Genomic DNA, 16,628 nt, shown 5'->3' on the forward strand with positions numbered 1-16,628 from the left:
GGGCTTTTACCTAAATATGAAACATAAGTTAGATGTTTTGTTTCGTTTGATAGCCGCCATTTTGGGCGGCTATCTTGTTTCTATTGGATTTAGCATAGCCTTTGTTCCAGTTTTAGTTTGGTTGAATTTATGTAGCCAAGCTGAAGCTGTTATGGTGGCCACTATGCTGAGTTATATCGTTTATTTCACTGTAATAATTGTGAGTTTTTGTCGACGTTCACCATGGTTACTCTGGCGAGATATGTCATTAAGCCTGTGTTTATTGGCTGCCACTTATTGGGGGATGGGGGCTTTATGAAACCAGATTTTAGAAAAAACATGGTTTGGCTACATACCTACTCAGGTCTAGTGATGGGGTGGTTGCTGTTTACCATCTTTTTGACTGGTACTTTAGCTTACTTTAACCCCGAGATAACCCAGTGGATGAAGCCAGAATTACAGAAGGTTTCTAACACTGCCAACATGCTTGACCGTTCACTAGATGAACTGCACGCTAGAGGTGAAGGTGCATCTGGTTGGTCTATTTACTTGCCTAACAACCGAACTGAGCATTGGTACATACAGTGGGGAGAGGGCAGGCGAAATCGAACGACTTTAAGCTTAGGCCCTGAAGTGAAACAAGTTATAGAGCCAAGAGAGTCTGCTGGTGGCAACTTCTTCAGAGTTTTTCATTACACCCTGCAACTACGTGGTTATGGTGGGCGTTATTATTCTGGCATAGCGGCTATGTTTATGCTGGTTGCTGTATTCAGTGGTATTTTTACCCATAGGCGATTTTTTAGAGACTTTTTTACATTACGTATCTCTAAACTTCAAAAAGCGCTAACTGATTTTCATGGGCTTATTGGAATAGTGACTATGCCGTTTTGTATCATGATCTGTGCAACTGGGATTATGGTGTATGTCATTATGTATATGCCTTTTAGCTCTGAGCACTACGTTGGCACTGAGCGACAATTAAGTAGTGTTTTAAGCCCAGGGCTGGATAAGTTAACCCCCAAAGCACCCAATAGTTCGCCAATTGCCGACTTCTCAGAAGTAGAGAAAAAAATTGAGATGGCTTGGGGGGAAAAGCAAATTCGTCGAGTAACTTTCGAGCAACCCTTTACTGAAGCTGGCAGAATTATTGTTGATCGCATAAAAGATAGTACCTTATCTAGACAGTCAGACCGTTTAGTGTTTTCGGCCCATACCGGTGAGCCCCTCAAAGGCTATCTCCCAGCAAGTACAGCAGCAGAAGTCAGGAGAGTGTTTTTTGGGTTACATGAAGCTCATTTTGCAGATACGAGGCTACGTTGGGTATTATTCTTGTTGGGATTGTTGTCTAGTGCTTTGATCGCTTCTGGGTTAACTATTTGGTTAGTGAAACGACTCAATAAGGTTAGAAAGCGTCACCTGAGTCACTTTCTTGTGGAGCGCTTAAATATAGCAGTTATAGCTGGTCTACCTTTGGCAATAATGGCATTTTTCCTGAGCAATAGATTGTTACCAGTAATGTTAGAGAATAGAGCTGAAATTGAAGTGCAGGTGTTCTTATGGACTTGGTTATTATGCTTTCTACATGGTTTTTTACGGCCAGCTAGAAATGCTTGGGTTGAACAATTGTGGGCAACTGCATTATGTTGTTTTTTGTTACCTATGATTGACCTTATGCAAGATAGCCAAAGGCTACTTGAGGCGTTCAATCAATTGAACTTACCCTACTTAATATTCACAGCTTCTATACTCATAGTAGGAGCGTGCTTCATGAAAACGGCTGTGTGGTTAACAGGTAAACCTATGACTAATAAGCCTTATAAAGGTAGTGATAAAAGCTCATGTTGATAAGTATATTTTTACAAGCTCTGGCATTGGCTTGTTTATCTTTAGCTATGGATAAGCACTATAAAGCTGTTGTTCATGGGGCGCTAGCAACTAGGAGGAAAGTTGCTTTGCGAATATTAGGCTGGATATCCCTGCTTCTCTCTTTTGGATTACTTGTTGCCCAGCAACCGTTGTTAGGGATAGCGGTTGTGGATTGGTTGGCCTGGTTATCATGTAATATACTATTAGTTGCCCTGCTACTTTGTTGGAAAGCGTCAAGAGATAGCGTTACACATTGATAAGCTTTTAATGGTCTTGCAACTCCCAACTTGTTAGAAACTCTTCGCCTTTCCAGTTTTGTATCGTTAGCCACAACTTGTGTTCTGGCTTAAATGATTTTGGTGCGATAGCGTGCACCTCTTGACCATGTTGAGAGCCATGCAATATGCCATGGCCTTCAGCTTGTAACTCGTCCAAAGGCAGCGGTTCATCGCCTATATTTAAATAAGCTTGGCGAATATCTTTAACTTGTCCTTTGTTAAACATCAGAAAAAAGTCTTTAGTATAGACACCATCATGAAGGTAGGGAGGATCCAAGTTGTAAGGCATTGGTGAAATTTCAAACCCTCCAACTTGTTTCGCTTCCCACATATCTGGAAATACAGGGTTTAATGACTGATAAAAGAAGTAGCAAGATAGCAGTAATACTAAGCCGCTAATATTAAACTTATTGCGATTCCACCAATTATCTTTAACCCGTGCCATCTTAACTTTCCTGCTTATTGAGTGTGTAGCTTGAAGCGTTGTCAGACGTTTCATCATTTTTAAGTTTTTTAACTGCCTGAATAGTTCTATTGCCCCACATTAAGAAGCCCGTAATTGACATTCCAGTTAAAAACACTCCAAACACAAACCAGATTATTTTGGTCCATATGCCACCTATGGTTCCGTAATGCAGAGGGTTGGCGATGTGTGATAGGGTTTGTAAGATATTCATTTTATTGGGATCTCTGACCTGCATAATCTCGCCATTCCATGGATTGACAACTACCCCATAGGAGTATTGATCAAAGAAAATAAAATCGCCTTCTCCGTACAGTTTGTAAGTATCACGGTAATGCTCTGGTGGTAAAATATAAGTACTTTTAAAATCTGGATATTTAACGCTGGCTATGTGTAAAGCATCGGCAAGTGAAACAGGCCTTTGAGAAACCTCACCATAGATTGAAACATTCGGAATATCTGAAACAATAGGTGCATGAGGGTCTATTTCAACGTCGTTATGCCATAAAATCGCTTGCACTAAATACCATATTCCGGTTACGGCCATTAGTAGTATAAACCAAATAGACCATACACCAGCAAGGCGATGTAAATCGGCTAAGGCTGTTTTTTTACCTTGGTTTAGGCGTAGTTTAGGCTGGGTGAATGCGCGCCAAAAATTTTTGTACACCATTAACCCTGTTATCAATGCCCCTAACATGGTGATTGCCATGGCAGAGACCATGTAGTATCCAATGCTATAGTTGTTCTTCCAAGGGAATAATAGCCAAGCATGTAACGTGCGCATAAAGCCTATAAAAGTCACACCTTGATTAATTTGTTGAATGTCTCCAGTGTATTGGTTCACATAGGCCAGAGCATAAGGTTTGTCGCTGTCGGTAAAAATTGCCACATTCACTAGGTAAGATTCGTAGTTCATTACTGTACTAACTTTAGCACTAGGGTAGGTGTTTTCGACTATGGCAGTTATTTCTGCCATCGTTTTGCTAGGAAGGTTATTAGGGTTGTCTGCTCTTGCTGCTGAATTAGTAAGCCAAGTTAATTCGTGACTAACCACTGCTATCGTGCCTGTTAAGCATACCGCACAAAACAGGATCCATATAGGAAGCGACATCCAACCATGAAGTTGAAACCAGAGACGATTACTGATCTTTGCCATTTTTTCCTCAAACTGATTGGTAGCTAACTTGCACTTGGTGCGAATTCTAATGACTGAATCGTTTTATACAATAAAAACGTTGAAAATGAGCGTAAGGCTTTTTTGCTATGGCCTATGTACGAGTAAATTGGCCATAGCAATACATAAAAGCGCTTAAGGTTAAAACTTGTAGCTTAAACTTACAGAGCCGTTTCTTGGGGCGCCGTAGTAACTAGGCTGAGCTAGACTAATAATATACTTTTCATCAGTAATATTATTGATATTCGCTTGCAGTGACAACTGCTCTGAAATATCCCAACGAGCAAATATATTAGCTAGCAAATAAGACTTCTGCTCAAGAGCATAAGTGTTATTTTTTATTTTTGACTGCCATTTTCCGCCTAAGCCAAATGTGAATTCTGGCATATTAGGGATGGTATAACTTAATGAATAGTTGACGACATTCTCAGGCACCCACTCTGTGGTTTCTGCTCCGAATTCATCTTCAACATTAACATTAGTATATCCAACAACCGCTGTTAAGTTATCCGTGATGTGCCCAACAAGCTCCATCTCAATGCCTTTTGACTCTACATCAAATCCTGCGTAATAAACGTTTCCAGCAGCATTTAACCCTTCTTGCTGTATAGGTAAGTTATTTTGCTCCGCTGCGAATATCGCAAACGTGGCTAATAAACGATCATCTAGCCATTGTGTTTTTATGCCAGCTTCGTAATTAATGCCTTTAGTTGGATCAATAAACTTGCTGTCATAATCATATTGCTCTTGTGGTTGATATACATCTGAATAACTAGCATAAACATTAATATCTTCAGTAATCGCATAAGTCGCGCCAATATAAGGGCTAACTTCACTTTCATCGTTATTGATTTCACCAGAGGAGTTAGTCCCTTCTCGAGTGAAATTAATCGCATTAAAGCCTGCAACAACAAACAAATCATTGGTGATGTTTAACTTAGTTGAACCAAAATAGCGGGTAATAGTCATGTCTATATCTGAATAGAGCGTTTTATCACCCCATACAGGTTCAGCAATCGCGTCCGCAGCGTAAGGAAAAGCGGGGGTAGGGTCACCATAACCTGAAGCCGCATAGCGAAGATATGACAAGGTCTCACTTTTTGCATGGCTTGCGCCTAAATTCAGCTCATGGGTTTTACCAAATAATGAATATTCACCTTTTGCAGTGATATCGAATATTTTTGAGTTAAAGTCAGACTCGTAATTTCCAGGCCATCCGTACAGTCCTAAGTTAGTGTCTTTATCAATCGCGCCGTAAACATAAAACAGCTCTGATGGATCTTTAGATGTACTTTGGTTATAGGTGGCTTTTACTTGCCAATCATTAGCAAAAATATAGGTATATTCAACAAAAGCGTTGGTACTTTCTGTATCCCAGAAAGTCCATTCTTGGGCAGTACTAGCACTCGTGTCCCACTCGGCTTGAGTACCGTCAGTGTTATTAAATACTAATCCGCCCCACATAGTGCCATCAGTATTACTGTTTTGATAAGATACACCAGCTGCTAGTGTTGAATTGTCGGTTAACTGCCCATCAATTACACCGTAAAAGTAAGTTCGATCGCTAGATAACACATCTAAGTGAGATTCTTTATCTTCGGAAACCGCGACTACTCGTGCAGCCCAGCTACCACTTTCGGTTAATAAAAATGAATAATCAGCCTGTAAACGCTTTAGGTCGTATGAACCTAATGTCACTCCTACTTCACCTTGATTCTCATTGGTTGGGCGCTTGCGTACATAGTTAATTGTTCCTGCCGCATTACCAACACCTGTCAATAAACCATTGGCGCCACGAATAACTTCTATCTCTTCATAACCGTAGGATTCTAGAGGGCCAGTGACAATTCCCCATCCATTGGGCATGCCTACACCGTCAACTTGCGTATTTTTAATATCAAAACCACGAGCCGTATAGTTTGTACGGGTGGTCTCATATTCTTCAACGGTAACGCCGGTTGCGAGTTTTAACGCATCATTAATGTTATTAGCAGCAAAGTTTTTGATTAATTCAGAAGTAACAATACTAATTGACTGAGGAGTTTCACTAAGCTCCATGGTTAAGCCGGTAGCTCCTTTACTTGCTCGGGTTTGACGCACCCCAACAATTTGTATCGTTTCTGTTTGCTCTTCATTGTTTTCAACGTTTGCAACCTGCTCTGCATCTTGTGCGAAGGCTGTTTGTAATCCCATAGCTAAAAGTAATGGAGAGAGTGTAAAAGTATGTTTAATTTTCATGGTTGCCTCTAGTAGCTATAATTTTTGCGGCGAGTATACATTATTAAATTACTAATGATAATAGTTATCATTAGTAATTTGTTTTTGTGATATTTATTAGTATCTTGAGAGTTTTAAAAGGTAGAGTTAAAAACTTCACACTTAACAGGGGGGCTGATTTGCCGGATAAATAACACTTTTAGGCTAAGAGTTAATGTTGTTCCTTGGGGCAACCATTTTTGCATTCACCGTACAAATACAGGCTGTGGTGTGTGAGTGTCATATTATTATTCGCTGCAACCTCCTTTTGGCATTGCTCGATAATATTATCTTCAAACTCAATTACCCTGCCACATTTTAGACATACTAGATGGTCGTGATGATGCTTGCCGCTTAATTCAAAAACAGATTTTCCCCCTTCAAAGTGATGCCTATCTATAATACCGGCATCATCAAACTGGTTCAGCACTCTGTATACGGTGGCAAGGCCAATTTCTTCACCGTCTTCTAATAAACTTTTATAAATATCTTCTGCACTGACGTGCTGATCTCCAATATTTTTGAGGATGTTTAAAATGGTGACCCTTGGGTGAGTTACTTTCAGGCCGACTTTTTTTAGTTCTTTATTTTTATCCATAGCGATATCTCGAAATTGCTTGTTGTTACAACTTTATCAGCCTAATTAAATGACCCTAATCGACAGTTTACATTTAAGTAATTACATATTGCAAATGGTAATGGTTTTTATTTGTATCTATTTGGAGTGAATCTACAGCTAAGAAATGTTAATAATTTCAATTTGAGTGATGGCATAAAAAAGGGACCTAAGTCCCATTTTTAAAAGCTATAAATGAATGCTTATTTCGCTTTTTTAAGCTGCTTTTTAAGTTTTACTAGTTTACTTTTTTGCTTTGCGATTTTTGCTTTACTAACTTTGATTTGTTTTTTAAGTGTTTTTGCTTTAGCCAAGGGGCATCTCCAAAATAAATGATATTCAATGACAGCAGGTTAAACAAACTAGGTCTGTTTTTATTCTCTGCAATAAAACTGCGAATAAAGCGACGTACTTCTAGAGTTGCGCTAGGGGTTGTTCGTTTAAACGAACAATTAGTTGGCTGTTATTTTTCTAGACTATTTATTTTGTATCTAAATACCCAAAAACTAACAGGTGACCAAACTAATATTCACGGTTGCAGTTAATATAACAGATACCCAATAGATAGCAATTGTATATGCAAATGCTATCTATTTTGCGTGGGTTAAAAGTTTGCTCTTTATCAGTGTTTTTGTGTTTAATTGGTGTCACTAAATAGCTTGCCAATAAAACCTGCATTTTAATAGAAAGGGCCTGTTAAAAATAGACAGTGCTGGTTTGAAGGTAAGTACATCAACACAAGTAGAGTAATTAACTAACAGTACTTACCCATTTCTCAATTCCAAGGGCTTCCATAATAAATTCTACAGATAGAGCGGCAAGTATCATTCCCATCAAGCGTGTTAGAAGTGACGCGCCGCCAATGCCAATGACTCTTATTATCGCACCAGAAAATAGTAACAAAACCAATGTAATCCCCAGTATTGCTAACATATTAAGGGTGGTAATCAGTTGCTGTTCAAAGGTATAAACATGATTATCAGTGATTAGAATAACAGCGAGTATTGCCCCAGGAGAGGCGGTTGCTGGGATCGCTAGTGGAAATACAGATATGTCATGCTGAGGTTCAGCGCCTGTTTGTGGTGAGTCCTTTGAGAAAATCATCATTAACCCAAACAAGAACAGTATTATGCCTCCAGAAACTTGAAATGAAAGCAGGCTGATACCCATTGCGCCTAATAATAACTGACCCAGCAAAATGGACCCCACTAGGATTAAGGCAGCGTAAAAAATTGTTTTAAACGCTGTTTTTCGGCGGGCTTGGGGAGTAAGTGTGGCCGTTAAACCCGCAAAAAGAGCCATTGTGCCTATGGGATCTATGGTGGCCCATATTATTAAAAAGTCATGTAATATTTTATCTATCATTAGCCCTCTACTTCATTGTATGAAAGGTTTGATGTTAGAAGGGTACCAAGAAATATCAGGTTAAGTAACTTCTCTTTTTAGGTCACGGCTACACTTTGTATTATTTGATTAGTTAAATAATATTTTAAAACGCCAAAGCGAAAGGAGTGATAGCTAACTTCTGTAAGAGACGCTTTTAAGATCCACATGCTCACCTAATGGTGTGCATGTTTATTTGTAATAGGTTGAGATGTGAAGTTATGAAGCACTATGTTTTCTCTAGATAAATCTATAAAAATCGAGCCTACAACGTTTTGGTCATCTGCTACCCAGTTTTCATGTTGATGGCTATTTAATGATATTGCCACTTGGTTTACGCCGGTTTTTAACCAGCTCGCAGGTATATGGATATCGCTTCCGTATAGCCTTTGGCGTTTAATCCCATTAACAAATACATGGGCATGGCCTTGCAAAACTCCGTTTGAAGATAAAGCCGTCTTAGTGGCTAAATCTGGTGCATTTAATACATAGTTAGCCACTTCAACGTGAACATTCACTCCGTCCATGGTATCCCTAAAAACCGTTAACTCAATTTTAGGTACTGGGGTGTCTTTTCCTATCTCTCGAGATTTATGTTCATGAATTTCTAGGCTCGAAGCAATAACGTTAGTTTGTAACGTTATTGCTAATACTATAAATAGAAACTTAATGAGTTTAAGGTTGTTCATCAGTCATTCCTAAGGGGGAGGTCCCATGTCTGAGCCATTATCCGTACTACAGCTTGCCACTGAGTTGTCTTCAAGTTCACCTGCAAAGCGAGTACCGATTATATAGGGAAATGCTGCTTTGTAGGAGTCGCCGTCTTCTACAATCGTGATGTGGTAGTGGTAACCTCGGGTTTCATCGTAGTGGCCGTTATACTGGTCCAAATACACACCGCCTTGTGCGGTTAAGGTTTCATCCCAGTAGTGATCTTCAAAGTAGTAACCGTTAAATGCGGTTAACGTATTACTAGATAATGTGGTAACTGACTCGTCAAAAGCAGGACCTGAGCTAACCTCTTCTGTACCAAAGGATATATCGTATTGGTCGACCAAAGCGCAGCTTCGTTCGCCATCATCACAACCTGTTGCAGAATCTGCAGAATAGTCTCTTACTACCCAAGCACTTACCGCTAAAACGCCATCACTCTCCCATGGACCATAAATGGGATAGCCATCGGCAGCAAATCCGTAAATAGGTGAATGTTGGTCTCCATTATCGCCCACTAAGTCGGCCAAGCAGCTAGTATATTGATGTGCATGGTAATCGCCATTTGCCGCATGACCACCACAAATGTCAATATCGTAAAATTCAGCCACTGGCGCTAACGTTTGCCATGCGCCTTCGGAGTTATAGCTCATGCCATCTCCCCAATTGTAAATAGATGAGCCGTTTACGAACAATCCCACTTTTGATAAGCCATTTTCACATACTTCTGTAGTAGGGGTTGGCTCTACAGGAAGGTAGACCGTGCGTTCTGATTCTGTAGGACAGTCTGGGCCAGGAGGCCAATAACCATAACCTGCGTTAGTGGTACAGTTTGAGTTACTTACGTAACCTACATCTTCTCCAAATTGAATGATATCACCCACCGAAGCGGTGGTTTCACCTGTCACTAAATCAGTGCTAGCTTTAGGACGGTTATTAATGGCATCTACAATATCTTGCGTAATAGTCGTGTCGTACTTAGGGATACCTTGGCTATTCACCACTGTATACTCTTTATTGTTAACGGTTTCAGTTGCAACCGATTGCACATCAACTAGTACGCCTATGCCAGTAGTAGAGTCTAATATGTGGTTAGAAACTTCATCTGTTTCGTTAATAATCCATACCGATTCATCACTTGTGCTTAATTCCGTTGTAACAGTAATAGACACTGAATCTGATGCGATATCATTCACTCCGTCATCAACAGAAACTGTAAAGGTAAATACTTCATCATCGGTTACTGTAGGTGCAGTAAAGCTGACTGAAGCCGCGCTACTGTCACTTAAGCTTAAGGTAGAGTCACCAGAGGTTTGACTCCATGACAAGGTATATTCAGTGTCACTATTTAATACTGTGGCGGTTAAGGTAACAGTATCACCAGACTCAACGGTTTGATCTGCTCCTGCACTGACTGAAATAACCGCATCTGTTTCAACGGCATTTACAGTAATGCTAACACTGTCGGTAACTGGGTCATTGGTCCCATCGCCTACAGATACTTCAAACACTAAAGTTTGCTCTGTATCCGTGCTTGGTGCGGTAAAAGTGACTGTGGCAGACGATAAGTCGTCTAACGACACAGTAGATGTCCCTGAGGTTTGTGACCAAGCAATACTGTAATCGCTATCGTCATCAGTAACCGCTACAGATAAAGAAACGGTATCACCAGCATCTACCGTTTGATCGACCCCAGCATTTACCGTTGGAGCTGTATTGGTAACGGTTGTATCGTCATTATCATCACTTGATGAGCTAGAGCCACATGCAGCTAATGCTAAGCATAATGTCAATGCACCCGCAAACTTACGTAAATTTGAAACGCTTAAAGTCATTATTGTTATAACCTTCGATAAAATTTTTATTCATTATAAGTAACGATTTAAAGAATAACTGTGCAAAAAAATGACAATGTGAATAGGGTGAAAGAGTCAACAAACGGATCATGTGTAACGGTGAGGAGATTAAAACTTGACGTTGCTACAAAACTAAAAGGGCTGAAGTCTATAATTAGCTACTCAATCTTGGATTCAATTAATCACCTTTATTTTTATTTCTTATGATTTCTCTGTAACTAAAATAGGTAAAAAATGGAGATAAAATATAAAGAACAAGTAAAGAATCGAAGGCAACTAAAGCATAAACAGGTACAGCTTGACCTACTGAACCACAAAAATCCCACTTAAAAATTGAGATGCATTCGTAAACCGATGTAGACCATACATATGCAGTGCCACCAAGTACAACACTAAGCAATAACAAGCTATGTAGCATTTTTAAATACAACTTTTTGGAAGGTTTTACTTTCAAGGTTTCTTCGTCATGGTTACAAATGTTTATTCAAGCGGACTCGTAGTTCTAAAAGTGGCTGTCTTGGTAAATATGGAGCATAAGATAGCCGTTGTTAGCTAATTCTGACACCTTCCTTTAATATTCTAGACAGTCACTTTCTCGGCATTTGGAAATAATAAGCACGCACGATTAAACACTTGAACAGTGTGTTTTTTCGAGAGAGTGATATCAATAGCATTTGAGCTCTGATGAAATACCGTAATAATGTTGTTTGCTTTTTGAATACACGCCACTTTTTGTTTATTTATTCTCTTACCCTGTGACGGCCAAAGTCTTGCCAAGGGCGTATGAAGAATTAGAACCTCATCTCCAACTTCTTGTAAGACATGCTCTGGATTATTTAGGTGTGGAGAACTAAACATTAAATAAGTGGCTAGTGTTGTAAGTAGTGCAAATAAATACAAAAATTCCATCTGGTTCCTATTTCCTTAGTTTGTTAATGCCTAATATAACTGAAAAATATTAGCGCTTTCCAGTTTATGTTTTGGTTAGCTAAATATTAAGTTAAAAGGGACTGCAATTGTAAGCAAGCACAACCCTGTACACCAAAGATCAAGAAATATTGCCAATAGCCACTCCAAAGATAACTCTGCTACTTGACCTGATTTCAGAATTATATTTTTTGAAATAGCCTTTCTTGGTGGCCCCCGAAACCACAACCAAGCTATAAAAAAACTGCAACACCAAAAAACAATGAGTCCAGAAATCATGATAACTAATGTCAGTAGTTTTGAATGGGTACTGAAGTACTCTGAGAGTAATCCACCACTTAGCCCCACAAGCAAAGAGATAATCGCGACCTTAAAAATAGCTACTTTATTAGAAGCAATACATTCACTTTTTCTATACCAAAATGCTGGGGTCATAATTCATTCAGCTAAATTTGCTACCTATTTAAAGTGGTGGTTTTTGTAAGTTGTAGCTTTGGGTGTTGTGGGGGCTGGAGGTTAGATACCTCCGGCTACCCGATTATGCATTAATACGTAAGACACTCTCAATAATTTTCACTACATCACCGTTTTTATCTATTGTCACAGGAAAACTGCTAACATTCAGAATCTTACTTTCGATATCAATTGTTAATTTTCCACTCTCAACAGAGCATTTAAATATATTGGCACGCTCGCCAAGAATGGTTCTAGCTAAGATATTTATATCTTGAGTGGTTGTCTTATCATTTGTGCTTAATCTTGCTGGTGCTGCGATGGACAGAAGTATATCTCTAAGTGATTCCGCCTCATCAATGCGTTTACCTTCTGATGCATGCTCAATGCAACGAACTAAATCATTTAGGTTTTCTTTAATTTCTGTCGCTGAAAGCTGATCTAAGTAATCAATTTCATCTACAGCCGCAGTGGGCTTTCCTTCTGACGTATAAATATCAGAGGCTTGATAATATGATTCAATTGCGCCCTTTCTTAATATAAAACACCCAGAATCTTCTAGTAATCGTAATACAACTTTGAGACGGTCTTTCATGGAAGACCACTTCTCTGAATTAGCTAAATCATTCAACACTGAGTTATCTAAACTCAATAGAGTACAAAAAACAGCTCTTCTTCTGACTTTATCATCAACGGATTCTTCAGCGTTAACATAGTACGGGTGTGCTTCAGATTGCTTAGATATATCCTCCCAATGGTCATTCACCAATGAGCAAAAATCACTGAATGTTGAAGATGCAAGCTTTATAGCCGATGGCGCACCCAACTTTGAAGCATTTGCATCGGCAATAGATGAGTTAGCTAAAAAGCATTGAGCCAAGTCCATGTCATCTGTAAATGCATCTGCATCAGCAAGAACTACAGGGTCTTTACCAATAAGTTTCATGAATTTAGTTACAACTGGCATTTGACCTTTGCCGATTACTGGCAGTAATTGAGAGCCTGCTGCTTCAAGATGAAGTTCAAGTTTATTCGAAATGAAAGATGCGATCATAACATCACTTGGCCCCTCGACTAAGAGAGGTCTTCGGCAAAACAATGAAAGTTTATGCTCTTGCCCAAGGCGAGCAATCAAAGCCTGAAGTTTTTTGTTTTTCAACTGTCCATTATCAGGAGCAAGTTGGACAGGAGGTTTATCTAGGTCGTGACAAAATATAAGCGATGTCAAATCACTTGGCTTGGAAATGCGGAGCATTTCTGTCGAATGCGTAGCCATAACAATTAATTTTTTATATCCACCTTCAGAAGGATGTCCTGCTGCATTAGTGATTTCATTTAATAAAAATGACTGAAGTTGTGGATGGAGCGAGACTTCAGGCTCATCTATCAATATAGCACCAACATCATCGTCATATAAAGCTGCGAGAATACCGACAAGGTGAAGTAATCCTGAAGCTTCTCGACCAGACGAGTAAGGTTTGGAAGTTGTATCTAAACGTGCAAATACGACCTTTAAGGCTCCAGCATCCCATTCAATAATCAAATCTCGTTTAAAGAGTTTTCTTAAACGCTCTTGTACCTTGATTAATATATCTGCACGCTCAGAGAGTGTCTGAAAATCGCCATTTAGTGTTTCTGTTTGATGTCGTCTTTTTGTGTCCCGCTTTGACCCAAAACTTGCATTTTCATAATTTGGATTGCTTCCGCGCTGACCATCAAAATCTGAGCGAAATTGTTCAAGAAGTCCCATTCTTCCAGCTGACAAAAAGCGAACCTTTTTCCCGCCTGATACGGAAGTTAGAGCTTGTTTTAAACCTCTCAAAAGGTGTGTTTTACCACCACCATTGGGGCCAATGAGAACAGTCAACCCTCCTTGAAGTTCAATATCCCTTGTAAAATCTCCATTATGACTATTTATATTTGCTTTAATGCTTATTGGAAAATTCAAAATCATTCCTTTGAGTTAAGATGCACAAAATTCTGAAATGACACCTTATGCATAACAATTTAGTGTGCGACATTATGTCGTATTTAAACATCCCACAATGTCGTACATCATTCAGGCTATATTTTTACACAACCTATACGTGCTTCTTTTATAACTGTTTTTTACCTATCACGCAAAAATTAAGAGGGGAAATACCCCAAAACGTCCACAGTTTGCTGTTATAAGACAAATTGTTATGAACTGTATAAAAACCTAGTTTTTTATTTGCTGTTTTAAAGTGGCGAAGCCATGCTTTTGATTCTCTGCGATTCTAAATTCCCCATAAAATGACTGGCTTGTTGAGTGTGCGAGCAAGGACGCTCGAACAAGGCAATCTTTTATAGCTGGGAGCGGCTTATTGCCGTCTCAACATCAAAGTCAGTTGTTTTATGGATTAGGAATTTAATTATCGCACGGCTTTTCTTGCTTACTTCTTTGAGCTGTTGCAAAGAAGTCAGTCGAGCAGCATGGATGCTGTTTGAAAAACGCAATGGATTGCGGTGAGCAACGCGAATGCTTAGTGCGAGCATCGCATGTTTTGAAAGTAAGCGAAGCTTATGCCCAGTGTACGAAGTACATACTCAGTCGCGCAGCGACCCCTAAAAAGCTAGCCAATAAAAAACCGGCTTTCGCCGGTTTCAAAAATAACGCTTAATCAACCGCTAGCTCAGCTAGCAATAAACCTTAAGACTTAGGTGCACGACCAGCTTGCTTACGTAAGTTTTCAGTTAGTAACTTCTTACGGATACGAATGCTTTCTGGTGTTACTTCAACTAGCTCATCGTTATCGATAAACTCTAACGCTTGCTCTAGTGACATATTGATTGGCGGAACTAAGCTTTGCGCTTCATCAGTACCAGATGCACGTACGTTAGTTAATTGCTTACCTTTAAGGGCGTTAACGGTTAAGTCGTTTTCACGGCTATGAATACCGATAATCATACCTTCGTACACTTCAATACCGTGACCGATGAATAGACGTCCACGCTCTTGTAAGTTAAACAAGGCGTTAGTAAGCGCTTTACCGGTTGCATTGGCAATTAGTACACCATTTTTACGTTGACCGATTTCGCCACCTTTATGAGGGCCGTAGTGGTCAAATGTGTGGTACATCAAACCAGAACCTGAAGTCATAGTCATAAAGTCTGTTTGGAAACCAATTAAGCCACGGCTTGGGATGATAAAGTCCATACGAATACGGCCTTTTCCATCTGGAGACATATCGGTTAGTTCACCTTTACGTGTACCAAGTTGCTCCATGATAGAACCTTGATGAGCTTCTTCAACATCGATAGTGACAGTCTCGAATGGTTCGTGAACTTCACCGTCTACGTCACGTAGAATTACTTCTGGACGAGATACTGCTAGTTCGTAACCTTCACGACGCATGTTTTCGATCAAAATACCTAAGTGAAGTTCACCACGGCCTGATACGCGGAATTTATCCGGATCTGGCATTTCTTCAACTTTAAGTGCCACGTTGTGGACTAATTCGTTTTCAAGACGCTCAAGAATGTTACGTGAAGTCACATACTTGCCTTCTTTACCTGCAAACGGAGAGTTGTTTACTTGGAAAGTCATGGTAACAGTAGGCTCATCTACAGATAGAGGAGGAAGTGCTTCAACTGCATTTGGATCGCATATGGTGTCAGAAATTTTCAGCTCACCTAAACCAGTGATAGCGATAATATCGCCGGCGTTGGCTGATTCTACTTCGTGACGTTCTAAACCAAGATACCCTTGAACTTGGCCAACTTTACCATTGCGTGTTTTGCCGTCGGCACCAATTACAGATACTTGCTGGTTAGGCTTAACAGAGCCACGAGTGATTCGGCCTATACCAATTACACCAACGTAAGAGTTGTAATCAAGTTGAGAAATTTGCATTTGCAAGGTGCCATCAGCATCTGCGTCTGGTGCACTAACATGCTTAATGATTGTCTCAAATAATGGCGTCATATCTTCGCTTGGCGTATCAACGTCGTTAGTCGCCCATCCGTTTAGAGCTGAAGCGTAAACCACTTCGAAATCTAATTGGTCGTCTGTTGCACCTAGGTTATCAAATAAATCAAATACTTGATCCATTACCCAATCAGGGCGAGCACCTGGCTTGTCAATTTTATTAATAACAACGATTGGCTTCAAACCTTGAGCGAAAGCTTTTTGCGTTACAAAACGAGTTTGTGGCATTGGGCCTTCTTGTGCATCAACTAGCAATAGAACTGAATCAGCCATAGACATTACACGTTCTACTTCACCACCAAAATCGGCGTGCCCTGGAGTATCTACGATATTGATACGGTAGTCGTTCCATTTGATTGCTGTATTTTTAGCAAGAATGGTTATACCACGTTCTTTTTCAATGTCGTTTGAATCCATCACGCGTTCTTCGGCTTCGCCGCGACTTTCAAGTGTGCCTGATTGTTGTAGCAACTTGTCAACTAGGGTGGTTTTGCCGTGGTCAACGTGGGCAATAATGGCTATGTTCCTCAAGTTTTGTATAGAGGTATCTGATGCGCTCATTGTCTTTTCTCTGTTGGGGCCACGTATGCTTTGTATGCCTAAACATTCAGGTGCAATACACGGCTAAAATTAACTGAATTTTAATGGGCGCGGATTGTACAGTTTTATCGGACATTAAGCGAACATGAAATGCATATTGGGATAAATTAAAAT

General features: G+C 39.8%; 14 protein-coding genes. 3 read left to right on the forward strand and 11 right to left on the reverse strand.

The genetic code is table 11. The features are described 5' to 3' along the window. Positions 1–16: 16 nt before the first annotated feature. The 3 genes from ABJE44_RS18420 to ABJE44_RS18430 are packed head-to-tail and all read left to right on the forward strand — an operon-like array spanning position 17 to position 2,102. Positions 17–298 carry a hypothetical protein gene (locus ABJE44_RS18420; RefSeq protein ID WP_348112925.1) on the forward strand — a complete coding sequence of 94 codons (282 nt, stop codon included), beginning with the start codon at positions 17–19 and terminating at the stop codon, positions 296–298. Further along, positions 295–1,824, forward strand: coding sequence for a PepSY-associated TM helix domain-containing protein (locus ABJE44_RS18425; protein ID WP_348112924.1), 1,530 nt, complete (start codon positions 295–297; stop codon positions 1,822–1,824). Before ABJE44_RS18420 ends, ABJE44_RS18425 begins: the two co-directional genes overlap by 4 nt. Positions 1,825–1,871: 47 nt before the next feature. Further along, positions 1,872–2,102, forward strand: coding sequence for a DUF3325 domain-containing protein (locus tag ABJE44_RS18430; RefSeq protein ID WP_348120870.1), 231 nt, complete (start codon positions 1,872–1,874; stop codon positions 2,100–2,102). 7 nt (positions 2,103–2,109) lie between these two features. Here ABJE44_RS18430 and ABJE44_RS18435 read toward each other — a convergent pair whose 3' ends face one another. The 11 genes from ABJE44_RS18435 to typA all read right to left on the reverse strand — a co-directional run bounded on the left by ABJE44_RS18435 (position 2,110) and on the right by typA (position 16,475). Next, a complete protein-coding gene (locus tag ABJE44_RS18435) occupies positions 2,110–2,568 on the reverse strand; it encodes a hypothetical protein (RefSeq protein WP_348112922.1) in 459 nt (152 codons plus the stop codon). 1 nt (position 2,569) lies between these two features. Further along, a complete protein-coding gene (locus ABJE44_RS18440; RefSeq protein WP_348112921.1) occupies positions 2,570–3,745 on the reverse strand; it encodes a PepSY-associated TM helix domain-containing protein in 1,176 nt (391 codons plus the stop codon). Positions 3,746–3,904: 159 nt separating this feature from the next. After that, positions 3,905–6,001, reverse strand: a complete 2,097-nt coding sequence (locus tag ABJE44_RS18445) for a TonB-dependent siderophore receptor (protein ID WP_348112920.1) — start codon at positions 5,999–6,001, stop codon at positions 3,905–3,907. Between the two features lie 190 nt (positions 6,002–6,191). Then, a complete protein-coding gene (fur, locus tag ABJE44_RS18450; RefSeq protein ID WP_133468512.1) occupies positions 6,192–6,617 on the reverse strand; it encodes a ferric iron uptake transcriptional regulator in 426 nt (141 codons plus the stop codon). Positions 6,618–7,385: 768 nt separating this feature from the next. Then, positions 7,386–8,000: a MarC family protein gene (locus ABJE44_RS18455; protein ID WP_348112919.1), complete on the reverse strand. Its 615-nt coding sequence runs from the start codon at positions 7,998–8,000 to the stop codon at positions 7,386–7,388. A gap of 194 nt (positions 8,001–8,194) precedes the next feature. Continuing rightward, positions 8,195–8,707 carry a hypothetical protein gene (locus ABJE44_RS18460; protein ID WP_348112918.1) on the reverse strand — a complete coding sequence of 171 codons (513 nt, stop codon included), beginning with the start codon at positions 8,705–8,707 and terminating at the stop codon, positions 8,195–8,197. Between the two features lie 9 nt (positions 8,708–8,716). Beyond that, positions 8,717–10,564, reverse strand: a complete 1,848-nt coding sequence (locus tag ABJE44_RS18465) for a YHYH protein (RefSeq protein WP_348112917.1) — start codon at positions 10,562–10,564, stop codon at positions 8,717–8,719. Between the two features lie 199 nt (positions 10,565–10,763). Further along, on the reverse strand, positions 10,764–11,039 hold the full coding sequence (locus ABJE44_RS18470) for a hypothetical protein (RefSeq protein ID WP_348112916.1): 276 nt from the start codon (positions 11,037–11,039) through the stop codon (positions 10,764–10,766). Between the two features lie 125 nt (positions 11,040–11,164). Next, positions 11,165–11,494 carry a hypothetical protein gene (locus ABJE44_RS18475; protein WP_348112915.1) on the reverse strand — a complete coding sequence of 110 codons (330 nt, stop codon included), beginning with the start codon at positions 11,492–11,494 and terminating at the stop codon, positions 11,165–11,167. 556 nt (positions 11,495–12,050) lie between these two features. Then, positions 12,051–13,913, reverse strand: a complete 1,863-nt coding sequence (locus ABJE44_RS18480) for an AAA family ATPase (RefSeq protein ID WP_348112914.1) — start codon at positions 13,911–13,913, stop codon at positions 12,051–12,053. A 723-nt stretch (positions 13,914–14,636) separates the two neighbouring features. Next, on the reverse strand, positions 14,637–16,475 hold the full coding sequence (typA, locus tag ABJE44_RS18485; RefSeq protein WP_348112913.1) for a translational GTPase TypA: 1,839 nt from the start codon (positions 16,473–16,475) through the stop codon (positions 14,637–14,639). Between the last annotated feature and the right edge of the window lie 153 nt (positions 16,476–16,628).

The sequence above is a fragment of the Paraglaciecola sp. genome (assembly GCF_039942875.1).
In the GTDB taxonomy this organism is placed as follows: Bacteria; Pseudomonadota; Gammaproteobacteria; order Enterobacterales; family Alteromonadaceae; genus Paraglaciecola.